Origin of the sequence: Streptomyces toxytricini, assembly GCF_014649915.1 — a bacterium.
In the GTDB taxonomy this organism is placed as follows: Bacteria; Actinomycetota; Actinomycetes; order Streptomycetales; family Streptomycetaceae; genus Streptomyces; species Streptomyces toxytricini.
Genome location: NZ_BMTY01000014.1, coordinates 102,305 through 126,495, shown reverse-complemented (window position 1 = coordinate 126,495; position 24,191 = coordinate 102,305). Strand labels below are relative to the sequence as shown.

General features: G+C 75.4%; 21 protein-coding genes and 1 pseudogene. 9 read left to right on the top strand and 13 right to left on the bottom strand.

Features of this window, described 5'->3' with window-relative positions; genetic code table 11:
* The first annotated feature begins 5 nt into the window (after window positions 1-5).
* Window positions 6-362 (top strand): hypothetical protein, encoded by a 357-nt coding sequence (locus IE170_RS19280; RefSeq protein WP_189810651.1) that lies wholly within the window; start codon window positions 6-8, stop codon window positions 360-362.
* A 64-nt stretch (window positions 363-426) separates the two neighbouring features.
* On the opposite strand, the gene IE170_RS19275 is transcribed toward IE170_RS19280, so the two are convergent.
* On the bottom strand, window positions 427-1,314 hold the full coding sequence (locus IE170_RS19275; RefSeq protein WP_189810650.1) for a DUF4436 family protein: 888 nt from the start codon (window positions 1,312-1,314) through the stop codon (window positions 427-429).
* Between the two features lie 225 nt (window positions 1,315-1,539).
* On the opposite strand from IE170_RS19275, the gene IE170_RS19270 reads away from it, so the two are divergent.
* Entirely contained in the window at window positions 1,540-2,634 is a 1,095-nt protein-coding gene (locus tag IE170_RS19270; RefSeq protein ID WP_189810726.1) for a glycoside hydrolase family 183 protein, read from the top strand.
* A 23-nt stretch (window positions 2,635-2,657) separates the two neighbouring features.
* On the opposite strand, the gene IE170_RS19265 is transcribed toward IE170_RS19270, so the two are convergent.
* Entirely contained in the window at window positions 2,658-3,536 is an 879-nt protein-coding gene (locus IE170_RS19265) for an RICIN domain-containing protein (protein WP_189810649.1), read from the bottom strand.
* A gap of 294 nt (window positions 3,537-3,830) precedes the next feature.
* Here IE170_RS19265 and IE170_RS19260 point away from each other — a divergent pair, with 294 nt between their 5' ends.
* The 3 genes from IE170_RS19260 (at window position 3,831) to IE170_RS19250 (ending at window position 6,607) form a co-directional block, all read left to right on the top strand.
* Window positions 3,831-4,352 carry a ricin-type beta-trefoil lectin domain protein gene (locus tag IE170_RS19260; protein WP_189810648.1) on the top strand — a complete coding sequence of 174 codons (522 nt, stop codon included), beginning with the start codon at window positions 3,831-3,833 and terminating at the stop codon, window positions 4,350-4,352.
* Between the two features lie 141 nt (window positions 4,353-4,493).
* Window positions 4,494-4,820, top strand: coding sequence for a hypothetical protein (locus tag IE170_RS19255; protein WP_189810647.1), 327 nt, complete (start codon window positions 4,494-4,496; stop codon window positions 4,818-4,820).
* 296 nt (window positions 4,821-5,116) lie between these two features.
* The gene (locus IE170_RS19250) at window positions 5,117-6,607 is read left to right on the top strand and encodes a cryptochrome/photolyase family protein (RefSeq protein ID WP_189810646.1); all 1,491 of its coding nucleotides are present in this window, start codon (window positions 5,117-5,119) and stop codon (window positions 6,605-6,607) included.
* Window positions 6,608-6,645: 38 nt separating this feature from the next.
* Here the strand turns inward: IE170_RS19250 and IE170_RS19245 are convergent, their stop codons facing one another.
* Window positions 6,646-7,899: an NAD(P)/FAD-dependent oxidoreductase gene (locus tag IE170_RS19245; RefSeq protein ID WP_189810645.1), complete on the bottom strand. Its 1,254-nt coding sequence runs from the start codon at window positions 7,897-7,899 to the stop codon at window positions 6,646-6,648.
* A gap of 444 nt (window positions 7,900-8,343) precedes the next feature.
* Window positions 8,344-8,757, bottom strand: coding sequence for an SsgA family sporulation/cell division regulator (locus IE170_RS19240; RefSeq protein WP_189810644.1), 414 nt, complete (start codon window positions 8,755-8,757; stop codon window positions 8,344-8,346).
* An 868-nt stretch (window positions 8,758-9,625) separates the two neighbouring features.
* Here IE170_RS19240 and IE170_RS19235 point away from each other — a divergent pair.
* Window positions 9,626-10,501 (top strand): universal stress protein, encoded by an 876-nt coding sequence (locus IE170_RS19235; protein WP_189810643.1) that lies wholly within the window; start codon window positions 9,626-9,628, stop codon window positions 10,499-10,501.
* 35 nt (window positions 10,502-10,536) lie between these two features.
* On the opposite strand, the gene IE170_RS19230 is transcribed toward IE170_RS19235, so the two are convergent.
* Window positions 10,537-11,223 carry a response regulator gene (locus IE170_RS19230; RefSeq protein ID WP_189810642.1) on the bottom strand — a complete coding sequence of 229 codons (687 nt, stop codon included), beginning with the start codon at window positions 11,221-11,223 and terminating at the stop codon, window positions 10,537-10,539.
* 264 nt (window positions 11,224-11,487) lie between these two features.
* On the opposite strand from IE170_RS19230, the gene IE170_RS19225 reads away from it, so the two are divergent.
* The gene (locus IE170_RS19225) at window positions 11,488-11,814 is read left to right on the top strand and encodes an STAS domain-containing protein (protein ID WP_189810641.1); all 327 of its coding nucleotides are present in this window, start codon (window positions 11,488-11,490) and stop codon (window positions 11,812-11,814) included.
* Between the two features lie 57 nt (window positions 11,815-11,871).
* Window positions 11,872-12,354, top strand: coding sequence for a pyridoxamine 5'-phosphate oxidase family protein (locus IE170_RS19220; RefSeq protein ID WP_189810640.1), 483 nt, complete (start codon window positions 11,872-11,874; stop codon window positions 12,352-12,354).
* Window positions 12,355-12,392: 38 nt separating this feature from the next.
* On the opposite strand, the gene IE170_RS19215 is transcribed toward IE170_RS19220, so the two are convergent.
* From IE170_RS19215 to IE170_RS19175, 8 genes and pseudogenes are all read right to left on the bottom strand, one after another.
* Entirely contained in the window at window positions 12,393-14,090 is a 1,698-nt protein-coding gene (locus IE170_RS19215) for a sensor histidine kinase (protein ID WP_411912146.1), read from the bottom strand.
* A 191-nt stretch (window positions 14,091-14,281) separates the two neighbouring features.
* Window positions 14,282-16,666, bottom strand: coding sequence for a phosphoketolase family protein (locus IE170_RS19210; protein WP_189810639.1), 2,385 nt, complete (start codon window positions 16,664-16,666; stop codon window positions 14,282-14,284).
* A 340-nt stretch (window positions 16,667-17,006) separates the two neighbouring features.
* Complete coding sequence (locus IE170_RS19205; RefSeq protein WP_189810638.1) at window positions 17,007-17,462, bottom strand: hypothetical protein; 456 nt, start codon at window positions 17,460-17,462, stop codon at window positions 17,007-17,009.
* A 114-nt stretch (window positions 17,463-17,576) separates the two neighbouring features.
* Window positions 17,577-17,915 carry an STAS domain-containing protein gene (locus IE170_RS19200; protein WP_189810637.1) on the bottom strand — a complete coding sequence of 113 codons (339 nt, stop codon included), beginning with the start codon at window positions 17,913-17,915 and terminating at the stop codon, window positions 17,577-17,579.
* Window positions 17,912-18,835: pseudogene (locus IE170_RS19195) on the bottom strand (PP2C family protein-serine/threonine phosphatase); the annotation flags it as partial. The pseudogene IE170_RS19195 and the gene IE170_RS19200, both read right to left, overlap by 4 nt.
* Window positions 18,836-19,127: 292 nt before the next feature.
* The gene (locus tag IE170_RS19185; RefSeq protein WP_189810636.1) at window positions 19,128-19,487 is read right to left on the bottom strand and encodes a hypothetical protein; all 360 of its coding nucleotides are present in this window, start codon (window positions 19,485-19,487) and stop codon (window positions 19,128-19,130) included.
* A 245-nt stretch (window positions 19,488-19,732) separates the two neighbouring features.
* Complete coding sequence (locus tag IE170_RS19180; protein ID WP_229884967.1) at window positions 19,733-21,061, bottom strand: globin domain-containing protein; 1,329 nt, start codon at window positions 21,059-21,061, stop codon at window positions 19,733-19,735.
* A 112-nt stretch (window positions 21,062-21,173) separates the two neighbouring features.
* Window positions 21,174-22,376: a vitamin K epoxide reductase family protein gene (locus tag IE170_RS19175; protein ID WP_189810635.1), complete on the bottom strand. Its 1,203-nt coding sequence runs from the start codon at window positions 22,374-22,376 to the stop codon at window positions 21,174-21,176.
* 420 nt (window positions 22,377-22,796) lie between these two features.
* On the opposite strand from IE170_RS19175, the gene IE170_RS19170 reads away from it, so the two are divergent.
* Window positions 22,797-23,996 (top strand): S8 family peptidase, encoded by a 1,200-nt coding sequence (locus tag IE170_RS19170; RefSeq protein ID WP_189810634.1) that lies wholly within the window; start codon window positions 22,797-22,799, stop codon window positions 23,994-23,996.
* The last annotated feature ends 195 nt before the right edge of the window (window positions 23,997-24,191 follow it).

Here is a 24,191-nt window from a genome sequence, read left to right as displayed (position 1 = left end):
CCACCATGCGACGCTTCACCGACAGGCTGCGGACCCGGACGGCGCTCGCGGCGGCCGCCGCGGGCCTGGCCCTGACCGGCGTCCTCGCCGGCGGCGGCGCGGCCGAGGCCGCCGGCAGCTACATCTGGTCCAACAGCGGCGGGGCGAACGTCCGCTCCTGCGCCAACACCGGCTGCGGCTCGTACGGCTACCTCGGCAACGGCACCGGGGTGGGCATGCAGTGCTGGCTGGACAGCCAGTGGGTGTACCCGCCGAGCTCGAACTACGCCTCGAACCGCTGGTTCCGGGTCTCCAGCCCGGTGGGCACCGGGTACGTGCACTCGTCGCTGGTCGCCGCCCAGACGTCCGTGCCGCACTGCTGACCGGAGGGCGCGCCGCGTAGGGCCGCGGGGGCCGCTCCGGGACGACCGGAGCGGCCCTCGCGGGCTACCCGGGCGGGCCGTCGTCGCGGAGGGCGGTGCGGACGCCGGTGACGACCACGGTGACCAGGCAGAGGGCGATGACGGTCTCGGCCCACAGGAACGCGAACCAGTCCAGCACACAGCCGATCGGCGGTGTGCCGGGGGCGGTGTTGCGGAACGCGGCCAGCGCGAACAGGGTGGCGGCCATCCAGGCGAGCGCCGGCCAGACCAGGCCCAGGTTGCGGGTCGTCAGGTACCAGGCGCCGAGGAGCACGGACCCCGCCAGGGCCCACATGACGGCCATCATGAAGACCGCGAAGACCAGCAGACTGCCCGAGCGGGACAGCGTCAGCACCATCACGGCCCCCTCCTGTCCGGAGGGCGCGGGGCGGGCCTTCATGGCGAAGAGCGTGTCGTTGTTGGCGACGAGCAGGCGCACCGGCACCTGTTTGCCGCCCATCTGCGCCCGGAAGGCGATGCCGGTGCGGTAGGTGTCGAACGGGTAGTCGCCGACCGACCCGCCCGTGAGCGCGACCTGCACGTCCTTGCTCTCGATCCGCTCGTGCGCCGCGAACTCCAGGTCGCCGACGGTCGCCCCGGAGGTCTGGAGGTCGAGGTCGGCCGCGGGGGCCGTGCCCTCCGCCTCGCCGAGCGTCCCGCGCGGGGTCACCCAGACGCGCAGCACCAGCTCCCTGGCCACGGCGTCCACGTGCTGGACGACGGCCTCCACGTCGACCCGGTCGGCGGCCCGGGATCCGACGGTGTGCACCGTGTCGCCCGCCTGCCGCTCGCCGAACTGCAGCCACGAGCCGACGCCCACCGCCGCGACGACCAGGAGCGCGAGGGGGAGGAGGACGGGCAGGAGCGACGCTCCGGAGCGGCGCGGGCGGGGCGGGGCCGGCGGTGCTGCCATGGGGACTCCGACGGGGTGGGAGGGGGTGCGGGCTCGTCCGGGGCCGGGCGCCGCGGCGCGTCCTCCATCGTGGCGGACGGGGTGGCCGATACGGGTCGCGGCGGGTCGGGGTGCACCCGAACGCGCCACTGCGGGGTGTCGGGGGTCGGGGCACCGCCGGGACGGGCGTGACGTGCGGGCGGCCGTCCGGGTTGTGCAGGCGTGACGGTGCTGCGCGGACCGGGGATGCGCCGGTCGACGTTCCTGCGGGCGGCGGCCGCGGCGGCCCTCGGGGCCGGCCCGGTCGGGCGTACCGGAGGCCGGGGCCCCGACGGGCCCGAGGGCGCCGGACGGGGCGGGCCCGGGGAGCTGCGGGTGGGGAAGGTGCGCGATCTGACCGGCCCGGGCATCACGACGCGCTTTCGCATGGAGGCCACCGACCTCGGGATTCCGGTCCGGGTGCCGGACGGCCGGATGCTCTTCGTGTTCGGCGACACCTTCGAGGAGGCCCGCGTGGGCGGCGGCTGGTGGCGCTCCCCCGTCGGCCTGTACTCGGACACCTCGCGCCTCGATGAGGGGATCGCCTGGAGCGGGGCCGTCGGAGGGGAGCACGCCCGGCAGCTGTGGGCGTACGCGCACGACAACCCGCTCTTCACCACCGTGCTCCCGTCCGACGTGATCCTGCTGGACGGCAGCCTGTTCCTGCATGTCAGCGTGCACCGCGGGTGGGGGAACGTGCTGTCAACGGAGATCTGGCGGTCGGACGACGCGGGCACGACCTGGCGGCACACCGGGGCCCGCTTCCCGGGCGACGCCCACGGCGGCCTGTTCCAGCTGCTGACCTGGGCGCTCGCGGACGACTGCCATGTCTACGCGTACTCCACGGGCTACGGGCGGAACGGGCCGCTCCTGCTGCACCGGGTCGCGGCGGACGCGCTGGCCGATCCGGCCGCGTACGTGCCGTGGGGTTACCGGGCGGGCTCCTGGGGCTGGGGGAACCCGCCGACGCCGGTCCTGGAGGGGGGTTTCGGGGAGCTGTGCCTGCGGCGGCTCGACGGGCACTGGCTGCTGGTGTGCTTCGACGCCGCGCAGGCGCGCATCGACGCCCTCGTCGTGGACCGGCCCACCGCGGACCTCGGGGCGGCGTACCGGAAGACTCTGATCCAAGGGGCGGCCTGGGGCGAGGAGGGCGGTGCGCACGTCGCCCAGCCGTACGGGGGGTACGTCGTCCCCGGCTCGCGCCTCGACGACCTGCACCTGACGGTGAGCCAGTGGCGGACGGGGGCCGACTGGCCCTACCGGGTGATGCAGTTCCGGGTCCGTGGGCTGGGCCGGGGCTGACGGCGGCCTCCCCTGGTATCGGGTCAGGTCCAGCGCTGCCGGTCCGAGCCGTCGCACGTCCGGGCGGCCAGGGCCGCCGGACCGGCCTCCAGGCAGGTTCCGGTGGCCAGGTTGCGGAGCTGGACCGTCCCGTCGTCCCGGCTCGTGACCGTCCAGTCCTGGTGGGTGGAGCCGGTGCACGAGCGGGCGCGGGGTGCCGTACCGCTGTTGTCCAGGCAGGCTCCGGTCGCCCGGTTGCGGAGCTCGCCGGGGCCGGAGCCGCCGGGGCGCAGTTCCCATTCCTGGTAGTGCAGGCCGTTGCAGGGCCAGCTCCGCAGCCCCTCGACGCTGTCGTCCAGGCAGGTTTCGGTGGCCTTGTTCCGGAACACGCGGGCCGGGTCCGGGGCCGGCGTCGCGTCCCACAGCAGGGTGCCGCCGACGCCCAGTGCCAGGCCGGCCACGAAGGCGGCAGCCGTCCAGCGCCGGCGGCCGGAGGCGGACGGCCGTGCAGGGCGCTCCGGGGACCGGGGCGGGGACTCGGCAGACGCGTCGTCAGGAGCCGGGCGCGGCTCCGGCCTCCCCTCCGCGGACAGGCTCGGGGCTGCCGCCCGTTCCGCGTCCGCGGCCGGTTCCGCTGCAGTGGCCGGGCCGGGCTGCGGGCGGTTCTGCGTGCGGTCGGCGGCTTCCCACAGGGCGCGGTAGTCCGCCGGATCGGTGTCCATGGCCCGGCAGATGTCCCGTACGACGGTCCAGGGCGGCACCGTCGACCCGCGGAAGTAGCGGGAGAGGGAGGAGTCGCTGACCAGGGCCCGCCGCTCAAGGTCCCTGAGCGTCAGCCCGGACCGCTGCTGGAGCGCCCGCAGGGCCTCCCCCAGCCGACGGGCCGGCGTCGCACGCCGTTCGACGCCGTCGACGTGGCCCATGCGTGCCCCCGTATCCCCGTGGAAGATTCCCGGTTCGCCCGCCCGGGGTGCCCCCGCGGCGGCGCGCCTGTCCCGGGACGGGCACGTCCCGGCAGGTCAGGAGGGTAGGGATCCCGACATGGGCGAAGCAACCGGGACAACGTTGCGGGACCTCCCGGACCGGCACAAACTCGGAGCATCCAGTCGGCGGTTCACCCCGTGAGGTGAAGCACGCGGCTCCCGTCCCCCGCATTCCCTGCGCGGCACCGGTATGCCCGCCGCCGGCCCGTTTCCGAAACGAAAGGCCACTCGACCATGCGCTTCGACATCCGCACGGCCCGCAACCTGTCGGCCGGCGTGGCGCTCACGCTCCTGCCCCTGGCCACGGTGGAGGGGGCCGCGGGCGCCGCGGAGGGGAACGCCCGGACGGCCCCGGCGCCCGCCGCCGCGGTCTCCTACCGGGTCCAGATCAGCAACCGGTGCCTGGACGCCGACACGAACACCATCAACGACAACGGCGGGCGGGCCCAGGTATGGGACTGCAACCACGCCGCCAACCAGCGCTGGATCCTGGAGCCGAACGGGGCGCTGAGGGTGGACTTCAACAACAACAAGTGCCTCGACGCCGACACGAACACGATCAACAACAACGGCGCCAAGGTCCAGCTGTGGACGTGCAACGGCCAGCCGCAGCAGCAGTGGTACCGCGGCCCGGACAACACGATCCGCTCGAAGTTCAACCACAAGTGCCTGGACCAGGACACCCACGAGAACCGCAACGGCGGCAAGGTCCAGCTGTGGGCGTGCAACAAGAGCCCGCAGCAGAGCTGGCTCTGACGCTCGGGTCCCGCCCCGGCACCGGCTCCGGCCCGGTGCCGGGGCGGGGAAGCCCGGTTCCGCTCCCAGGCCCTGCCGTTCGACGACCGGGAGTGGAGCCATGTGTACCGGGCCGACGCCTTGCCCTCATCGGCACACGAGATGCAGATCCTGCTGCCGTTCCGCGTGGAGGAGGAGGTTCCGGCGGAGGGGCCGGTCGACGCGTTCGTGCGCGCCCTGGGGTACGGTCCCGCCTCGGTCTACCGGGGCGGGTACTGGCCCGACGTGCCGGAGCTCGGCATCGAGGCGTACGCCAAGTACGAGGCGGTCCAAGCGGTCTTCAACAGCGACGGCCTCGACGGGGAGGAGCCCGCGGGCCACCACACCCTGTTCGTCCACCTGTCGAAGTGGGGGGACCTCCCGCGCGCGGAGTGGCTCGCCGGACAGCTCGGCACCCGGGTCATCGGCGAGGCCGTCGCAGGCCGCTGACCCGGCGCCCCGTCCGGGCCGGGGCAGCCGAAAGTGAGTGGCATCCGGCCTCTCCGTCCAGCCACTGGTCCGTGGGGGCGAGTCCGGCTGCGGCGGTGACTGCCGCGGACGCCGCGCGGACGGGGCGGATGTGGACGACGCGTGGCGGACATGCCCTCGCTCCTCGGCCGTCCGGCGCCCCGCGCGTGGCAGAGTCGGCCATCGCGCCGGTGTCCGCTGCATCCACGGCGGACCGCGGCGGCGAAGGACGCCGTACCGGCGCGGGTGCCCGGGCTGCGGAGGCGAGGAGTGCTGTCATGACGGTCCCCCACTGGTTGTTCGGCGACCAGCTCGGTCCGCACTTCCTGGCCTCCGGAGCCGACGTGCCGGTGGTGATGGTCGAGGCCCGCTCGGTCTTCCGGCGCCGCCGGTTCCACCGGGCCAAGGCTCACCTGGTGCTGTCCGCGATGCGCCACCGGGCGGCCGAGCTCGGCGACCGGGTGCGGTACGTGCGCGCCGAAACCTACCGGGAGGGCCTGCGCGCGGCGGTCGGGGAGGGCCCGGTGACGGTGCACCACCCGACGTCGTACGCGGCACTGCGGCTGGTGCGGTCGCTGCCCTCGGTGACCGTGCTGCCGGCGCGCGGTTTCCTCGTCGCGCACGAAGACTTCCGGGCCTGGGCCGGCGGGCACGCCGGTCGGCGGCTGCGGCAGGAGGACTTCTACCGCTGGGTGCGCCGCTCGCACGACCTGCTGATGGACGGCGACCGCCCGGCCGGCGGCCGGTGGAACCACGACCGCGACAACCGGGAGCCCCCTCCGAAAGGGGCGCGCACCCTGGGGGCCCCGCCGCCCTACCGGCCGCGGGAGGACGACATCGACGAGGAGGTGCGCCACGACCTCGATCGCTGGGAGCGCGAGGGCTCCGTCGCCTTCGTCGGCCGGGACGGCCCGCGCCGGTTCCCTGCGTCGCGGCGGGAGGCCCTGGCCGCGCTGCGTCGCTTCACCGGGCACCGGCTCGCCGGGTTCGGGCCCCACGAGGACGCGATGCTGGCCGGGGATCCGGTGATGAGCCACAGCCTGCTGTCGTCGTCGCTCAACCTCGGCCTGCTGGACCCGGCGGAGTGCGTGGAGCGGGCCGAAAGTGCCTGGCGGGCGGGGCGGGCTCCGGTGGGCAGCGCGGAGGGGTTCGTCCGCCAGGTCGCCGGATGGCGGGAGTACGTCTGGCAGCTCTACTGGTATTTCGGGGAGGACTACCGCCGCAGCAACGCCCTGCGGCACCGAGAGCCGCTCCCCCGGTGGTTCCTGGAGCTGGACGCGGACGCGGTGCGGGCGCACTGCCTGGCGACGGCGCTCGCGCAGGTGCGGGACACCGGCTGGACGCACCACATTCCCCGGCTGATGCTGCTGGGCGGCTACGCGCTGCAGCGGGGCTGGGATCCGCAGGCCGTCACGGACTGGTTCCACCGCTGCTTCGTCGACGCATACGACTGGGTGATGGTGCCCAACGTCGTCGGGATGTCGCAGTACGCCGACGGCGGGCGCATGACGACCAAGCCCTACACGTCCGGCGGGGCGTACGTGAACCGGATGAGCGACCTGTGCGGCGGGTGCGCCTACCGGCCCGGCGACCGGGTCGGCGAGCGGGCCTGTCCGTACACCGCGGGCTACTGGGCCTTCCTGCACCGGCACCGGGCCCGTCTGGAGCGCAATCCGCGGATGGCGCAGCCGGTCCGCGGCCTGGACAGGCTGGCGGACCTGGAGGAGGTGCTGCGCCGGGAGGGGTTGCGGGGCGGCGACCCGCCCTGACCTCCGGCCCGTCGCCGGCTGCGGTCGTACGGGGGCGTTCAGGGCCGGCCCGGGAACCCCAGGTCGCGCAGCACCTCGCGGGCGGCCCGCGCACCCGAGGCCAGCGCGCCCTGGACGGAGCCGGTGGCACGGTGGTCCCCGCACACGTACCGGCCCGGGGCGACCCGCGTGGTGCGGGTGAGCGGTTGCGGCGGCGCCATGGCGGGCAGGGCGTCCTCGACGGTGCGGGCGGCCAGCAGGTCCCAGCCGTCGGTCGCGGTGCCGTACGCCTCGGCGAGCGCCGCCCGGACCCCCCGCTCGCGGCCGTCCGCATCCCGGCCGAGGACGGAGGTGGCGACGAGGGCGTGGCCGGCCGGGGCGTACCGGGGGGCGACGGCGCTGAGGACGCAGGTGTTGAGGAACCGGCGCCGGGTGTCCAGGAGGAGCGTCGGCTCGCCGAGTGGGCTGCGGGGGGCGACGTGGTAGTAGGTGGTCACGACCCGGTAGGCGGGCAGGGCGACTTCGGGGAGCAGTGAGGGGACGGCCCCGGGCCCGGTGGCGACCACGACGGCGCGGGCGGCGACCTCCCGGCCCGCGGCGGTGAGCACGCCGTCGCCGGTGAGCTCCGCAACGGGGCTTCCCAGGTGCACGGTGCCCTGGGGCAGGGCGGCCGCGAGGGCCTGCGGCACCGCCCCGATGCCCCGGTCGGGCAGGGAGAGGCTGCCGCGCAGCATGCTGCGCCAGACCAGGTGGAACATCCTGGCGGAGGTCTCCAAGCGGTCTTCCAGGAAGACCCCCGACAGGAAGGGGCGGAAGAACCCCTCGACGAGGGCGTCGGAGATTCCGGCGTCGGCGAGCGCGGTGCGCGCGGTGGTGTCCGGGAGGCGTTTGATCCGGTTCGCGGGCAGCAGCCCGTCGCGGGCGCACAGCAGGCCGAGGGCCGCCAGGTCCCGCGGGCCGGCGAGGCGGCCCGTGAGCAGGTCGGGCAGGATGCGCGGGCGGCGGGCGGGGTCGCCGAAGCGGAGTCTCCCGGAGGGGCCGTGGACGAGGACGCCGGGAGTGAACGGATGCAGTCCGAGCGCCTTCGGCAGGAGTCGGCGGCGGACCTGGGGGTAGGAGGTGTTGAACACCTGGAAGCCGCGGTCCACCGTGAAGCCGTCGACCAAGTCCGACCGCATCCGGCCCCCGACGTCGTCGCCCGCCTCCAGCACGCGGACGCCGGCACCGGCCGCCAGCAGGTCCCGGGCGCACGCCAGCCCGGCGAGGCCGGCCCCCACCACCAGCACGTCCACCGTGTCCGGGGATGCTGCCACGGGTCGCCTCCCTTCACTGCCGTGCGGCCCGGACGGGCCGTACACACCATGGATTCGGCCGGTCCGTCCGCCCTGGATGCGCCGGACCCCGTCCGGTGCCTGACGGCGGCCACCCGGGGGGCAGCCCCACCCTGAGCGGGTGGTCGGCAGGGCGCCGCGGGCCGGCTCCGCCGGACCAACCACGTGGTCGCGGGCCTGTCGGTGGAGGAGGTGACCGGGCGTTCCCTCGCCGCGGAGATCGAACGGCGGGTCATCCGGCGCGCCGGGCTGCGCCACGCCTCCGTCCCCGCCCCCGGCGAGCTGCGCCTGTGCGAGCGGCACCCGAAGGGCTGCCACCGGGCGTCCCCGGACGCGCCGTTCGCCGACGCGGCGGAGCGGGATCCGTCGCGGGCGCGGGCGGGGCGAAGGGCGATCGGGGGGAGGGCTGACCCGACGGGCGGGCGTTCACCGTGCGAGGAGGTCCTGGAGCGGCCCGTCGAGGTCCAGGGTCTCCGTCCCGGCCGGGACGAGGGCGTACGTCTGCTCCAGGAACTCGGCGACGGTCGCCGTGTCCGTGCCGACCACGGCCGTCCGCCGGTCGGGCGCCGTGTGGTCGCGGAGCTCCATGAGGACCTCGTCGCCGTCCTCCGTCCGCTGCGGCCGGAAGACGACGTCGCCTTCGCCGACGCGGCGGTGGAGGCCCTCGGCGAGCATCTGGCGGTCGAAGTGCCAGCGGGCCAGGGCCGTTCCGCGGTCGAAGAACTGGACCTGCACCGTGTACGGGTCGGTGGAGTCGTAGTAGAGGTGGGCCAGGAACGGCACGCGGCCGGCGCCGGCCACCGCCATGTGGACGTCGGCCAGGGCGGAGTGCGTGGGCATCGGGGAACCTCCAGAAGGGGACGCGACGGCTGCCCGCGTATGCCCGGCCGTGCGGGAACCACACGGCGCCGTCCGGATCCGTTCGCACAGCCTTCCGCGCCGGGCCGCACGACGGGGTGGTGTGGGAGGTGCGGCCGGGACTCGGCGTGACGCTGCCGGCCGGTGCCGGCACCCTCGCGTTCGGGATGCCCGCGGACGAGGTGCGCGACCTGCCGGCGCCGCCGCGCCCGGACTCCATCGCGCCCGGCAGTGCACGCCGTTGGCGCGCGGCGGCCATGCGGAGCTCCGGCACGCCCAAGCCGCATGGCTGTACGGGCTGCTCTTCGACCCCGCGTGGACGGCGGTCGACGTCTTCGGCGACGTGGCCGTCGCGGGCGGCGGGCCCGGCCGGGGCGGACCGCCTCACCCGGATCGGGATCGAGGCCGGTGCCTGCGCGGGTGCGCCGTCCGGGGCGGTGCCGGTGGTGTGGGACGGCGTCGGCCTGTTCGGGCATCCGCCCTGCGACGTCGTATCCGTACTGCCGGGGGCCGCCCGCCCTCCGGAGGTGCCGCCGGGCGACGCCGTGGTGGAGGCGTGGGGGGCCGTGGCTGCGCGGGAGGCCGTCCGCAGGCGGCCGGTGGTCGCGGCTCGTTGCTCATCGGGGCTCCCGCGGGGCGGGAGGCGTGCTGTGGAGGGACCTTCGCGTGCGCCGCAGGTGGGGGCGACCTCGCGGGAATCCTCCACTGACCCGCGTAGGGGCGCGGTGAACCCGGACGGCCCGCCCGTGAGGGCCGAACGGCCCTGCGCGGACGGGCTCCTCTGCCCGATGCTGGGAGGGAAGGGGCGGCCGGACGGGCCGCGCCCGCCGAACCGGTAGGGAGGCACCCCATGACCCGCGCCATCGCGGTAGGAGTCGACGGATCCGCGGAGAGCCTGGCGGCAGCCGACTGGGCGGCACGCGAGGCCGCACTGCGCGGCGTGCCGCTGCGCATCGTGCACGCCTGGCTGTGGCAGCCGTTGGACGTACCCGTGGTGCAGGACGAGGAGAGCCAGGCCCGCTCGGCCGACGCCGTGCTGCGGGAGGCCTCGAAGCGGGTCGCCGACCGGTTCCCGGACCTTCCCGTGACGGCCGGGGTGAAGCCGGCGGGCGCGGTCGCGGCGCTGCTGGAGGAGGGCGAGCGGTCGCAGATGCTGGTCCTCGGCTCCCGGGGGCACGGTGCGCTCCTCGGGTTCCTCCTCGGGTCGTACGGGCAGGAGGTGATCGCCGAGGCCTCGGTGCCGGTCGTGTCCGTACGGGAACGCGACGCGCAGGCGGGCGGCCCGGCCGGGGGCGGGGAGGTCGTCGTCGGCCAGCAGGGCGACCCGGAGGACAGCGAGGCGGTGCTGGGCTTCGCGTTCGAGGCCGCCGCCGCGCGCGGGGCGGCGCTGCGGGCCGTACGGGCCTGGACGCTGCCGCCGGTCTTCGCCTACAGCCCCGGGTCGCTGCGCCTGGCGGACGAGGCGGGCGGGCTGGAGCCCTTCGAGCGGAAGGCGCTGGCCGAGGCGCTCGCCCCGTGGCGCGAGCGGTACCCGGACGTGCCGGTGACCGAGCACGTGGAGATCGGCAGCGCGGGGCAGGTCCTGCTGTCGGCGGCCTCCCGGGCGCAGCTGCTGGTGGTGGGCCGCCGGGTGCGGCGGGTGCCCCTGGGCAGCCGTATCGGGTCGGTCGCCCATGCGGCCCTGCACCACGCGGGCTGCCCCGTGGCGGTCGTACCGCCCGCGTGACGGGCGCCGGCCCGGGCGCGGCACCGGGGCGGGGGTCAGCCGCGGGGGCCGCCGTCCTTGGGGGCCAGCGCCTGGGCGGCGATGACGGCGGCCTGCACCCGCCGCTCGACGCCCAGCTTGGCCAGCAGCCGGGAAATGTTGTTCTTGACGGTCTTCTCGGCGAGGTAGAGCCGCTTGCCGATCTCCCGGTTGGTCAGTCCTTCGCCGACGAGGGCGAGGATGTCGCGCTCCCGGTCCGTGAGGCCGGGCAGGGCCTGCGGCTCCTCCGGGCGGGGGGAGTCGCCGCGCAGCCGGGCCATGACGCGGGCGGTGGCGCCGGGATCGAGCAGGGACTGGCCGGAGGCGACGGTGCGGACGGCGTGGACCAGGTCCGTTCCGGTGATCTGCTTGAGGACGTAGCCGGACGCGCCGGCCATGATGGCGTCGAGGAGGGCCTCCTCGTCGTCGAACGACGTGAGCATCAGGCAGGCCAGGTCGGGCATGCGGGAGCGCAGTTCGCGGCAGACGGCGACGCCGTCGCCGTCGGGCAGCCGCACGTCCAGGACGGCGACCCGGGGGCGCAGGGCGGGGACGCGGACGAGTGCCTCCTCGGCCGTGGCGGCCTCCCCCACCACCGTCAGGTCGGGTTCGGCGTCCAGCAGGTCGTGCACGCCCCGGCGCACCACCTCGTGGTCGTCGAGCAGGAAGACCCTGACCGGTGCCCCGCCGCTGCTGTCCGTCATCGCTACTCCTCGTCTGTCGTCCGCCGCCTGCGGATCCCCTCCATCGTGCCCGGTCGCAGGGATCTTCGGCCAGGGCCGGACGGCCCTGCCGGGGCTGCCGCACCGGGGAGCTCGAACGCGGCCGACCTGGGAGGGGGACCTTCGGCCCCCCTCCGGGGACTTGCCGGCCCTGCCGTGCCCCGTGCGCCGCGTGGTGGACTCCAGGGGCGGGCGCATCGGGGCCGCAAGGGGCTCCGTAGGGCACGCGGGAAAGGGGTTGCAGCCATGGCCACGGCCGAGATCAGCCTGACGGTGGTCGGGGGCGGGCCGGACACGGTGGCGGTCGCCGTGTCCGGGGAACTGGACATCCACACCGCCGGACGCGTCGAGTGGGCGCTGGCCGGCCTGGCGGGCGGGGCGGAGCGGGAGCTGCTCCTCGACCTGGCGGGGGTCACCTTCTGCGACAGCTCCGGGGCGGAGTCCCTGCTGCGGGTCCACGAGCGCTGCGTGGCGAGCGGACGGCGGCTGAGCCTGCGGCGGGTGCAGCGGCTGCCCGGTCGGGTGATCCGCGCGCTCGGCGTGGACCGGGCGGTGTCCTGTTCCTTCGCCTGAACCCCGACAGACCAACGGGTCCTGTCCTCGTGAGGCCGCCGGAAGGGAGGTGGGCGTATGAACGGCGAAGCCGCGCTCCGGACGGTGTACGGGCCGGGTGCGGGGCCTGCGCCCCGGCGCATGCTGCCGCTCGGCCGGGCGGAGGCCCTGCGGCTGCTCGGCACGGTCTCGCTCGGGCGCCTGGTCTTCACCCACCGGGCGCTGCCTGCCGTCGTCCCGGCCGTCCACCTCATGGACGGGCAGGACGTCGTCGTACGGCTCCACGACGGTGCGCCGCCGGCGGCGATCGAGGCTCCCGCGGACACGGCGGGCGTGGTGGTGGCGTACGAGGCGGACGGCATCGACCCCGAGACGCACCTGGGCTGGGGGGTCGTGGTCACCGGCTACGGGCTCCTCGCCGGGGGTGACGGCCGGGCCGCGGGTCTCGCCGCCCGCCTGCGCCCGTGGGTGTCGGACCCTCCGCGCGGTGCGGGCGGGTCGACGGACGCCGTACTGCGCATCCGGCCGGACATGGTGACGGGATTTCGGCTGACCGAATAGGCGGCCGTAGGGCGGTGCGCGCCCGGGCCGCCGTACGGTCAGCCGGTGTGGCCTGCGGCGAGCGGCGCCCGGAACACGAGCCGGCTGCCGCCTCCGTCGGGGCGTTCGACCAGCAGGGTGCCGCCGACGCTGCGGGCCCGCTCCTCCAGGTTGCGCAAGCCGCTGCGCCGGCCGCCGCCGGGGATGCCGCGGCCGTTGTCCGCGACGGTGAGGACGACGTCCTCGGACCGGGCCTGCACGGAGACCTCGACGCGGGTCGCGTGGGCGTGGCGGGCAGCGTTGCTGAGCAGTTCGGTGAGGGCCGCCATGACGTGGTCGGCGAGCTGCGGCGGTACGTCCGTGTCGAGCAGGCCCTCCATGCTGAGGCGGGGAGGGAAACCGAGCACCGTCGCCGTCTCCCCCACCGTGCGGGCGACCCGCGCGCGCAGGCTCACTCCGGCGTCCTCCTCGCGGGCGCGCAGGCCGAAGATCGTGGACCTGATGATCTTGATGGTTTCGTCGAGGTCGCCGACGGCGCGCGAGAGCCGTTCGGCGGCGCCCTGGTGCTGGACGAGCCGTGCGGCGCTCTGCAGGGTCATCCCCGTCGCGAAGAGCCGCTGGATGGCGAGGTCGTGCAGGTCGCGGGCGATGCGGTCGCGGTCTTCGAGGAGGGCGAGCTGCTCGGCGTCGCTGCGGCGCTCGGCGAGTTCGAGGGCGAGGGCGGCCTGTCCGGCGTAGGCCTGGAGGGCCTCCAGGTCCGCCTCGGTGAAGACGGCCCCCGTCTCCTCGCGGGCCAGGAGGAGGACGCCCCGGGTGTCCTTGGCGGCGGTGCCCAGCGGCACGGCGACGGCGGGGCCCGGTGTGGCGGACCGGTCGCCTTCCGCGCCGCGGGGGCCGTCGTGCGCGGAGCCCGCCGCGGCAACCGGGGTGCCGGCCTCGTACGCGGTCCCCGCCAGGGTGCCCTCGATCGGGACGGCGAGGCCGCGGCGGGTGTCGCCGTCCGCGCCGAGGGAGAGTTCGACGACGAGGCCGTCCGTCCCGGGAACGGGCACGGCCACCTCGGCGAGCACCGCCCCGGTGATCTCCTGGGCGCGGCGGGCGATGAGCCCGAGGACCTCCAGGCGGGGGCTGCCGGAGAGGAGGCTGTTGGTGATTTCCGCGCTGGCGCGGAGCCAGCGCTGCTGGCGCTGGGAGGCCTCGTACAGCCGGGCGTTGTCGATGGCGACGCCGGCGGCCACGGACAGGGTGGCGATCACCGATTCGTCCTCGGCGTCGAACTCCTGGCCGCCGTGCTTGTCGGTCAGGTAGAGGTTGCCGAAGACCTCGTCCCGGACGCGGATGGGCACGCCGAGGAAGGTGCGCATCGGCGGGTGGTGGGCGGGGAAGCCGTACGAGGCCGGGTGGGCGCCCAGTTCGGCGAGGCGCAGGGGCTCGGGCCGGCGGATGAGCTCGCCGAGGATGCCGTGCCCGGCGGGCAGCGGCCCGGACCGGGCGACCTCCTCGTCGGTGAGGCCCACGGTGAGGAACTGCGACAGGGTCCGGCCGTCCGGGCCGATCACGCCGAGGGCCCCGTACTGGGCGTCGACGAGCAGGGCGGCTGCCTCGACGATGCGCCGCAGCACCTGGGAGAGGTCCAGTCCGCGGCCGACGGAGACGACCGCCTCCAGGAGGCTGTGCACGCGGTCCCTGGTGCCGCGCGCGGCGTTGATGCGGGCCTGCAGTTCCTCCAGCAGCTCGTCGAGCCTCATCTGGGGCATCCGCGACAGCGGCTCCTCCACGCCCACCGGCCCTCCTGGCCTCGGTCTTCCGGTCTTCGGGGCCAGCCTATCGGCCGTACGGGTGAGGCGCGGCCACCGAGCCGGAAGGGGCGGTTCCCGCCGGTGTGTCGGGATCCGGGGCCTCGGGGCGCCGCACGGCGGCCGGGGGCGGTGCGGCGCTCCGGGGCGGGTCAGTGGTCCCAGGTCCAGTCGGCGACCTCGGGCATGTCGGTGCCGTGTGCGCGGATGTAGGCGTGGTGGCGGGTGCGGGCGTCGGCCATGGCCTGCCGGACGCCCGCGGCACGGGCGGCGAGGCCGGGGACGCGGTCGACCACGTCCATGACGAGGCGGTAGCGGTCGAGGTCGTTGCGCACGACCATGTCGAACGGGGTCGTGGTGGTGCCGACTTCCTTGTAGCCGCGGACGTGCAGGTCGGGGTGGCCGTGCCGGCGGTAGGCGAGCCGGTGCACGAGCCAGGGGTAGCCGTGGTAGGCGAAGACGACCGGCCGGCCGGGGGTGAAGAGGGCGTCGTACTCGGGGTCGGTCATGCCGTGCGGGTGGTCCTCGCGGGGCATGAGCCGGGTCATGTCGACCACGTTCACGACGCGCACCGCGAGGTGGGGCAGGTGCCGGCGCAGCAGGTCGGCCGCCGCGAGGACCTCCTGGGTGGGGACGTCGCCGGCGCAGGCCAGGACGACGTCGGGTTCGCGCGTGCCGTCCTCGGTGCCCGCCCACTCCCACACCCCGGCGCCGCGGGCGCAGTGGGCGCGGGCCACGTCGAGGGAGAGCCAGTCGAAGCAGGGCTGCTTGCCGGCCACGACCACGTTGACCTGGTCGCGGCTGCTCAGGATGTGGTCGGCCACCGACAGGAGGGTGTTGGCGTCCGGCGGCAGGTAGACGCGGACGACTTCGGGGCTCTTGTTCAGGACGTGGTCGACGAAGCCGGGATCCTGGTGCGAGAAGCCGTTGTGGTCCTGCCGCCACACGTGCGAGGTGAGCAGGTAGTTGAGGGAGGCGACGGGGGCCCGCCAGGGCAGGGCGCGGGAGGTCCGGAGCCATTTGATGTGCTGGTTGACCATGGAGTCGACGATGTGGACGAAGGCCTCGTAGCAGGAGAACAGGCCGTGGCGGCCCGTCAGCAGGTAGCCCTCGAGCCAGCCCTGGCAGGTGTGCTCGGACAGGATCTCCATGACCCGCCCGTGCCGGTCGAGGTCCTCGTCCGAGGGCAGGACCTGCTCCTGCCAGGCCTTGCCGCTGGCCGCGTACACCGCCTGCAGGCGGTTGGAGGCGGTCTCGTCCGGGCCGACGAGCCGGAAGTCGCGGCGGTCGGCGGTGGCGGCCATGACGGCCTGGAGGAGGTCTCCCAGCACCCTGGTCGGCTCGTGGCGGCTGCCGCCCGGGCGGTCCACGGGGACGGCGAACCGCTCCAGGGGCGGCAGGGGCAGGTCCCGTACGAGGAGGCCGCCGTTGGCGTGACGGGTGGCGCCGAGCCTGCGCGGGCCCTCCGGTACGCAGGCGAGCACCTGGGGGCGGGGCCTGCCGTCGTCGTCGAAGAGCTCCTCGGGGCGGTAGGAGCGGAGCCAGGCCTCCAGTCGGGCGCGGTGGCCGGCGTCCTCGCGTACGGCCGGCAGGGGGACCTGGTGGGCGCGCCAGGTCCCTTCGACGGGCAGGCCGTCCACTTCGGCGGGGCCGGTCCAGCCCTTGGGGGTGCGCAGGACGATGACGGGCCAGCGGGGTCGGCTGCCTGCCGCACCGCTGCGCGCCTGCTGCTGGAGGCGGCGGATGCGGTCGACGGCCGTGTCCATGGCGGCGGCCATGGCCTGGTGGACCCGGCGGGGGTCGTCGCCGGTGACGTGGAGGGGGTCGTGGCCGTATCCGCGCAGCAGGTCGTCGAGTTCGGACTCGGGCAGGCGGGCGAGGACGGCCGGGTTGGCGATCTTGTAGCCGTTGAGGTGGAGGATCGGCAGGACCGCTCCGTCGTGGACGGGGTCGAGGAACTTGTTGGAGTGCCAGGACGCGGCGAGCGGTCCCGTCTCGGCCTCGCCGTCGCCGATCACGCAGGCCACGAGGAGGCCGGGGTTGTCGAAGGCGGCGCCGTACGCGTGGGACAGGGCGTAGCCGAGTTCGCCGCCCTCGTGGATGGAGCCGGGGGTTTCCGGCGCGACGTGGCTGGGGACGCCGCCGGGGAAGGAGAACTGGCGGAAGAGGCGGGCCATGCCCTCCTCGTCGCGGCTGACGTTCGGATAGGTCTCGCTGTAGCTGCCTTCGAGCCAGGCGTTGGCGAGGACGGCGGGGCCGCCGTGCCCGGGCCCCCAGATGCACAGGGCCTCCAGGTCCCGGTTCCGGATCACCCGGTTGAGGTGGGTGTGGACGAGGTTCAGGCCGGGTGAGGTGCCCCAGTGGCCGAGCAGCCGCGGTTTGACGTGGGCCGGTTCCAGGGGTTTGCGCAGCAGCGGGTTGTCCATCAGGTAGATCTGGCCGGCCGACAGGTAGTTGGCCGCCCGCCAGTGGGCGTCGAGGGCGCTGAGCTCGTCGTCGTCGAGCGGGGCGTTCTGCGGACGCTGGTCGCTGCGCATGCTTCCTCCATCGTCGTGCGTCGTCGTGGCTCGCGGGGCCGGCCGACCGGACCGGCGGGTCCGGGACGGGTGCGGACCCCCCGCCGTCGTACCGGACGGGACCCCGTACGGCACGGTGGCACGGGCGCGGAGCCGGCGATAAGGGCCGGATGGGCCAGCCCGCGTGGGCCGCGGGTCTCGGCACCGGGCTCGGGACGGCCGCCGCGCGGGCGGCCCGGCGCGGCACGGTGCTTGCGGGGTTCGGTCACGTGTCGCGAGTGCCCGCTGCGGCGGCGGAGTACCGTCGCCGCGGGGCGGGCTCCGGCGCAGCGGCGGGCCCGTCCGGCCCGCCGCCACCGGTTCAGATGGTCCAACCGGAGAGCCTGACCCGCGTGGTGCCCCCCGGCTCGTGGTACAGCTCGAGTGACAGGGCGTCGGCGCGGCGGGGTTCCCCGTCGTCCGCGGGGGCCGTCCGGATGCGGCCGGGCAGACTGCACGCGTCCGCCTGCCGGCAGTCGCCGGACAGCTCCGTTCCGGGGTACGAGGCCTGCAGCCAGTCCTCGACCTCCTCGCGCGGCGCCCTGAAGTCCAGCTCGTACGAGATGCTCTGCCACTGGCCGGCCGTGCACCGCCGGTCGTGCGCTTTCGGCGGCAGCGGAGCCGCCTTGGCGAACCGGGCGGCCTCGTCGCAGGGCACCCCGAGGGTGCCGTCGAGAGCGGCCAGGACCCGGGACACGTACCAGCAGCCACCCACGAGGCCCGCGACCACCACGGTGCAGACGAGCCGGATGACGGTGCGTCGACGCTGCGGCGACATTCCCACTCCTTGATCACATTTCTTTGAACGTGTTCAAGGACGGAGGTCCGCCCGGGAGCGGTTCCCTGCCCCGCCCTCCTGTGATGATCACCACGCGGCACGCTCCCGCGCCGCTCAGGGCGTGGTGGCGCTCCGGATGTCGGGGTGGAGGGTGAAGACCTGGTCGAGGCCGACGATCCGCATGATGCGGAGGGTGTTGGCGGGTACGGCGGCGAGCGCAAGGTCCGCCCGGGCGGCGTGGGCGTGGCTTCGGGCCGCGATCAGGGCGGTGAGGCCGCTGGAGTCGCAGAACTCCATCCCGTCGAGGTCCAGGACCAGGCGCAGTCCGGGGCGGAGGGTGAGGGCGGCGACGCGTTCCCGCAGCTCGGGGGCGCCGGCGTAGTCGAGGTCGCCGGAGACTTCCAGGACCGGCCCGGTCACGGCCTCCCGGGCGGTGATCCTCAGCGGGGTCACGGGGTGCCTCCCGTCGGGCGGTCAAGGGCGGGTACGCCGAGGGCCAGGAGCGCGGTGTCGTCGTCCAGGCCGTCGCCGAATCCGGCGAGCAGGCCGGTCAGGGCCTCGACCAGGGACGCCGGGGAGGTGCCGGCCCGCGCGGCGTGCCCGGTGGCGAAGGCGAGCACGGCCTCCTCCCCGTACAGGTCGGTGCGGGTCTTGCCGGTGCGGGCCTCGGTGAGGCCGTCGGTGTAGAGCAGCAGGGTGTCTCCGGGACACAGGACGGTGGTGGCGGTGGTGAAGGCGGCGTCGGGCAGGACGCCGACGAGGAGGCCTCCGGGGGTGCGGAGGTAGGCGGCCGTGCCGTCGGCGCGGAGGACGAGGGCCGGCGGGTGGCCGCCCGAGGCGAGGTGGACGGTGACGTGCCCGGTGGCGGGGTCCGGCTCGAGCGTGCCGAAGACGGCGGTGCAGTAGCGGGTGTCGCCGCCGGCGGCGTACCGCTCGTGGAGGACCGTGTTCAGGGTCGTGAGGGCGGAGACGGGGTCGGGGTCGTGCAGGGCGGCCGCGCGGAGCGTGTACCGGGTCAGGGAGGTGACCGCGGCGGCCTGCGGGCCCTTGCCGCACACGTCGCCGAGGAAGAAGGCGAAGCGCTTGCCGTCGACGGGGAAGACGTCGTAGAAGTCGCCGCCGAGGCGGTCGGGCGAGGCGGTGTGGTAGTGCGCCGCGGTCTCCATCCCGGGCACCGCGGGCAGGGTGTCGGGCAGCAGCGACTGCTGGAGCACGGCCAGGGCGTCCTGCAGGCGGGCGCGGTCGGCTTCGGCCTGCCGGCGCGCCGCCTCGGCGGCCTCGCGGCCGCGCAGGAGCTCCTCCTCGTAGGCACGCCGGTCCCGGGCGTCGAAGACGGTGGTGCGGATGAGCAGCGGCTCGCCGGTGCTGCCGTAGCACCAGGCCGAGCGCGGAGAGCATCTCGAAGTCGTGGGCGTCCTCGACGAGGACCGGGCCGGGGGTGTGCGGGCCGAGGAGGATGCCCGCGAGCATGAACAGCGGGATCGTCGGCAGTCCGATCCGCCGGCCGAGGCGCGCGAAGACGGCGGCGGCCAGGAAGGCGCCGCCCATGGCGAGCAGGGTGTCGGCATGTCCCACGGGTCACCGCCTTCCGCAGCGTGGGGTGGGCGTGGGGTGGCGTGCCGTGCCCGGCGGCAGCGGATGCGGCCTCCTCGGGTGCGGTGCCGGTCAGGGGCAGGCAGCCCCCGGCCGGCTGTCGTGGACCGGCCCGGACAAGTGGACCGGCCCGGATAGGGGGAGGTCGAGGCGGTCCCGGTCGTACGGCGGAACCAGGAGGTACGTCGCCATTCCTGCGGTGACCAGGCCCGTCGCGAGGAGCAGACCCTGCGGCAGGATCATGCCCGCGACCAGCATCGCCACGGAGAGCGCCAGCAGTGCCTGCGCCGGGCGGCGTCCCCGCCGGTGCGGGCCCGGCCGGAACGGGTCCCCTGTGTCGGGGGCGGGGGCCGGGGCGGGGGCGAGGCGGGGTTCACCGTGCCGCGTCCGGGCCGCGCGGCCGTGCAGGGGGTCGGTGTCGTGCTGTGTCATGACTCCTCCTTCCGGGGACCGGTCATCGGGGTCGACACCACCGTCACACGCGCGCCGGCCGCACCGCCATCGGGCCCGGCACCCATTTCCGTCCGGGCTCCCCCGGCGCCGCGGAAGCCCCTCAGCCCCCGCCTGTCAGGAGCAGCGCGGCGGGGGCGGCGGTGTCGGCCGGGGTCCAGGTCCGGCGCGGCCGAGTCGGCGGGAGGGTGCGCGGCCGGGCGAACGGTCCCTCCCTCCCCGCGTGATCAGGGCCGCACAGCCCCCTCCCCGTGCCGTACGGCAGGGCCCGGCTGGGGACGGCCGTGCGGATGCCGGTGGGGGCGGAGGGGGTCGGCGCCGGTGAGCGGGTCGTGGCGGATCCGGTCTGCGGGCACGCCGAGGGCGGACAGCTGCCGCACCGTGGCGGATGCCATGGCGGGCGGGCCGCTGACGTAGGCGAGGTGCGCGGACCAGTCGCCGCCGCGGGCGACCGCCTCCGCGAGCGCGGTGTGGTCGGCGTCTGCGGCGGCGTCCCCGCCGAGGACCGGGACCACGCGCAGCCACGGGCAGCGGTCCTCCAGGGCGGCGAGGGCGGGCGTGTCGTACAGGTCGCCGGGCGTGCCGGCCGAGAGGAACAGGCGGGTGCGCGGCGGCCGCGGCCTGCGCTCCAGCTCTTCCAGGATGGCCTTCGCGGCGGCCCAGCCGGTCCCCGTCGCGGCGATGAGGACGTCCCGGTCCGGGGCGCCGTCCACGGTCATCACGCCCTGGGCGGGACCGATCCGCAACCTGTCGCCGACGCCGGTGCGCGCGACGAGCGCCTCGAAGACCTCGTCGGCGCCGCCGCCCCGGACGTGGAACTCCAGCCGGCCGTCGGGGCGCGGGGCGCAGGCGAGGGAGCAGGGCCGCCAGGCGTGCGGCAGGAGCGGCGTCTGGACGTGGGCGTACTGCCCGGCCCGGTAGGGGTACGGCTCGGCGGTGCGCGCGTGGACCACGGCGAGGTCCGGTCCGCACAACCGGTGCCCCGTCACCACCGCGTCCCAGTACGGCGGTTCGGCCAGCGCCTCCTCGGCCCCTGCGACCATGGCCGCGACGGCGAACCGCAGCATCCGCAGCCACGCCTGCTCCAGGTCCCGGCTCCAGCCCGCGCCCGCGCACCCGCGGAGGGCTTCGGCGAGGGACGCCTCGAAGACCTCGTAGTGCACCGGGCGCACGCCCAGCTTGCGGTGGTCGCGGCCGAGCCGGGTGCAGAAGGCGCGGAGCTCGTCCGGCCGGTGCAGGTGGTCGATGAGGTGGCGCAAAGCCCGCTCCAGGTGGGCCCGCTGGAACGCCATCGACTCGGGGAACAGGCCGCGCAGGTAGGGGTGGTGCTCGAACATGGCGTCGTAGAGGCGGTCGATGAGCTCCGGCGAGGGGCCGGCGAGGGGAAGGTTCGCGGTGATGAGCCGCTGGTCGGCGGCGCCGTCATAGGCGTCCGGGTGCGGGCCGTACGCGGCCGGCCGCCGGGCCGGGGCCGGTGCGGGCGCCGTGATCCGCCGGCGCAGCCGCATGGCGTCCTGCCGTGCCAGGAGCGCGTGGTAGGTGTCGTACTGGTTCACGTCGTGTGCTTCTTCCGCTCGTGCCTGCCTCCCTGTCGCGTGCGCGCCCCGGGCGGGGGCCGGCAGGCCCCTCCCGCGCGCCCCGTGTATCGCACCGTCGGCGGGGCCGGCGTCACGGCAGCGTCTCCCAGTGGGCGTGGAAGCGTGTGGCGGTGAGCAGGACGATGACGCCGTACCAGGTGGTCGGCACGGCCCAGTGGAATTCCCGGACACCGCTGGCCAGGGCGCGCGGGGCGCGGATCACGCCGTGCCGGAGGTTGTGGACGGCGGTGTACCGGAACAGGGCGATCGTGGCCGCCCAGGCCGGACGGCACCGCAGGCGCAGGGCCCCGGTGTCGTACAGGGCCCGGCTCGTCAGCCGCATGCGGAAGCCGTCGCCGAGGAGGGTGCCGACGTTGTGCCGGGTCCGGAACCACGGGCGGTGGCGTGCGGCCGCGAGAAGGCCGCAGCCTGCGGCGACGACGGCCGGGTAACCGGCGTGGCCGATCAGCGGGTGGGGGAAGCCGGAGACGGAGGCCTGCGCGCTGCTCATGACGTCGGCGCAGGACAGCACCGCGCCGGGGTTGCCTGAGGGGGCGAAGTCCGCGTCCCGCAGCAGTGCGAACTCGTCGACGGTGATGGCGAACGAGGCGATGAAGATTGCGCCGCCCGCGGCTCCCGGCAGCCAGGTGAAGCCGCGCCCCGCGCCGACGGTGCCCCGCCGGGCGGCGGCTCCCCCTACGCGGGGGCGCGCCGTGGCCGCGGGGTCATGCAGGGCGCCGGGCAGGGCCGGCCCCCTTCCCGGCGGACGGAGCGGCAGGTGCCCGGTCGCGCTGCGCCGCCGGGTGCAGGGCCGGCGGGTGCGCCGGGTGGCGCCCTCGAGCCGGACGACGCCGACGGGGGTGCCGTGGGCACGGGCGCGGGCCACCGGGCGGGCGGTCGCGCCACGGCCGTCGGGCGGGGAGCCGCCCCGTACGGCGGGCAGGCGGCGGCTCGTACGGATCATCCGCTGGTCGGCGCCGATGCAGGCGGCCCGGTCGTCCGGGTCGACGTCCACCGGGCCGGCACGGTCGGCCGGGACGAGCAGCTCGCCGGCGGCCCTGCGGTCGCCCGGCGGCAGCGGGGCGGGTGCGGCCCCGTCGGCCGAGAGCAGCGGCACCGGCCGCCGGCCCGCCGCGCGCACAGCCCGCGAGCGTGCGACGGGGAGCCCGGCGCCGGCGCGGACCACGACCGGGGCCTCCGGCGCCGGACGCCGCTCCAGCCGGGCCCGCACCGCCGACTCCGCCAGGTCGAGCGTCTCCGCTGTCAGGCGGGCATCACCCACCGCCGTCGTCATCCGTCCGCCCGCTTCCCCGCCATCAGGTGCCGCCCTCCGCTCGTCCCGCGTACGTACGGCCGGCCCGGCCGTTGCCGGGGGGCGGCCCCGGACGACGAGTCAACACGCGGGCGCGGCTGCCGGGTAAGGGCCCGAACGGCCCCGGGGACGGCGGCGCCGGGGCCGAACGTCCCTCCCTCCGGTGGCCGTCGGCTCCGGCGGCAGGGGCGGCAGGGGCGGCGTACTGGCGAGTTGTGATGGTTCGGTGCAGGGGCCGCGGAGAGCGGGTGTGCGGAGTGAAGGGGGTGCGGGGGCCTCTTCGAGAAACGTTGTCGATCATGCGTTTCCGCGGGGTGCGTCCTTGATTTGCTCCTGTCAAGCGGAACAGGGTTGAACCGAACGTTTGACGCCCCACACGTCAACCGGAGGAGAACTCCTTTCATGGCAACTCACAAGCGTCCCAACCGGCTTCGGCATGCCGCGATTGCGGCTGGAGTGGTAACGGCAGTGGCCGGAGCCTGGTTTGCGGTCCCCGTCGCCGGCGCGGCGACCCCCGCCGAGGGAACGGTCCACGGCCTCGGTGCACCGGGTGCGGTGGACGGCAGTTTCGTCGTCATCCTCGACGCATCCGCGAACAAGGAAGACCTGGCGAAGAAGTACGGGGGCAAGCTGGAGCGCTCCTACGGCTCCGCCGTCAACGGCTTCTCCGCCTCGGGCCTGACCGAGACGGAGGCTCGGCGCCTCGCCGCGGACCCCGCGGTCGGCACCGTCGTGCAGAACAAGCGCTTCACCGTCAACGAGACGCAGCAGAACCCCCCGTCCTGGGGGCTGGACCGGATCGACCAGACGGAGACGGCAGGTGACAGCAAGTACACGTACCCGGACAACGGCGGCGAGGGGGTGACGGCCTACGTCATCGACACCGGCGTCAGGATCACGCACAAGGACTTCGCCGGCCGGGCGAGCCACGGCTTCGACGCGGTGGACAACGACGACTCGGCGGACGACGGCAACGGGCACGGCACCCACGTCGCCGGCACCATCGCCGGGACGGCGCACGGGGTCGCGAAGAAGGCCAAGGTCGTCGCCGTGCGGGTGCTGGACGACAACGGGTCCGGCACCACCGAGCAGGTCGTGGCGGGCATCGACTGGGTGACCCAGAACCACTCCGGCCCGTCGGTCGCCAACATGAGCCTCGGCGGCGGCGCGGACGAGGCGCTCGACGCCGCAGTGAAGCGGGCCATCGCCGCCGGCGTCACCTTCGCGGTGGCCGCCGGCAACGAGTCCTCGGACGCCGGGCAGAAGTCGCCGGCCCGCGTCCCGGAGGCCATCACGGTCGCCTCCAGCACCGAAGGCGACGAGCAGTCCGGGTTCTCCAACTTCGGCGCCGTGGTGGACCTGTACGCCCCCGGCTCGGAGATCACCTCTGCGTGGCACGACAGCGACACCGCCACCAAGCGGATATCCGGCACGTCGATGGCGTCCCCGCACGTGGCCGGCGCCGCCGCGGTCCACCTGGCCGCCAATCCCTCGGCGACCCCCAAGGACATCGCCGCGGCCCTGTCCGCGGCGGCGACCAGCGGAGCGGTGAAGAACCCCTCCACGGGCACCGCGAACAAGCTGCTGAAGGTGGCTCCCTAGTCCCCTGGACTGCCGCCGGGCCGTGCCCGATCCCGCCCGGCGGCAACCGGACCCCGCCGCCCGTACCGCGCGAGCCACTCGCGTGCGGTACGGGCGGCGGGGTCCGGGCCGTTCGGGAAGGGGAGGCCGACCGGCATGCCCCGGCGGGACGAATGTCAAGGAGTTCTTGACAAGTGCGCGACGTCAAGGTTTTCT

Excerpts from the sequence above, each read along its gene's own strand:
- IE170_RS19280 (WP_189810651.1), top strand. The coding sequence starts at position 6 with ATGCGACGCTTCACCGACAGGCTGCGGACCCGGACGGCGCTCGCGGCG.
- IE170_RS19275 (WP_189810650.1), bottom strand. The coding sequence starts at position 1,314 with ATGGCAGCACCGCCGGCCCCGCCCCGCCCGCGCCGCTCCGGAGCGTCG.
- IE170_RS19270 (WP_189810726.1), top strand. The coding sequence starts at position 1,540 with ATGCGCCGGTCGACGTTCCTGCGGGCGGCGGCCGCGGCGGCCCTCGGG.
- IE170_RS19265 (WP_189810649.1), bottom strand. The coding sequence starts at position 3,536 with ATGGGCCACGTCGACGGCGTCGAACGGCGTGCGACGCCGGCCCGTCGG.
- IE170_RS19260 (WP_189810648.1), top strand. The coding sequence starts at position 3,831 with ATGCGCTTCGACATCCGCACGGCCCGCAACCTGTCGGCCGGCGTGGCG.
- IE170_RS19255 (WP_189810647.1), top strand. The coding sequence starts at position 4,494 with ATGCAGATCCTGCTGCCGTTCCGCGTGGAGGAGGAGGTTCCGGCGGAG.
- IE170_RS19250 (WP_189810646.1), top strand. The coding sequence starts at position 5,117 with ATGACGGTCCCCCACTGGTTGTTCGGCGACCAGCTCGGTCCGCACTTC.
- IE170_RS19240 (WP_189810644.1), bottom strand. The coding sequence starts at position 8,757 with ATGCCCACGCACTCCGCCCTGGCCGACGTCCACATGGCGGTGGCCGGC.
- IE170_RS19235 (WP_189810643.1), top strand. The coding sequence starts at position 9,626 with ATGACCCGCGCCATCGCGGTAGGAGTCGACGGATCCGCGGAGAGCCTG.
- IE170_RS19230 (WP_189810642.1), bottom strand. The coding sequence starts at position 11,223 with ATGACGGACAGCAGCGGCGGGGCACCGGTCAGGGTCTTCCTGCTCGAC.
- IE170_RS19225 (WP_189810641.1), top strand. The coding sequence starts at position 11,488 with ATGGCCACGGCCGAGATCAGCCTGACGGTGGTCGGGGGCGGGCCGGAC.
- IE170_RS19220 (WP_189810640.1), top strand. The coding sequence starts at position 11,872 with ATGAACGGCGAAGCCGCGCTCCGGACGGTGTACGGGCCGGGTGCGGGG.
- IE170_RS19215 (WP_411912146.1), bottom strand. The coding sequence starts at position 14,090 with ATGCCCCAGATGAGGCTCGACGAGCTGCTGGAGGAACTGCAGGCCCGC.
- IE170_RS19210 (WP_189810639.1), bottom strand. The coding sequence starts at position 16,666 with ATGCGCAGCGACCAGCGTCCGCAGAACGCCCCGCTCGACGACGACGAG.
- IE170_RS19205 (WP_189810638.1), bottom strand. The coding sequence starts at position 17,462 with ATGTCGCCGCAGCGTCGACGCACCGTCATCCGGCTCGTCTGCACCGTG.
- IE170_RS19185 (WP_189810636.1), bottom strand. The coding sequence starts at position 19,487 with ATGACACAGCACGACACCGACCCCCTGCACGGCCGCGCGGCCCGGACG.
- IE170_RS19175 (WP_189810635.1), bottom strand. The coding sequence starts at position 22,376 with ATGACGACGGCGGTGGGTGATGCCCGCCTGACAGCGGAGACGCTCGAC.
- IE170_RS19170 (WP_189810634.1), top strand. The coding sequence starts at position 22,797 with ATGGCAACTCACAAGCGTCCCAACCGGCTTCGGCATGCCGCGATTGCG.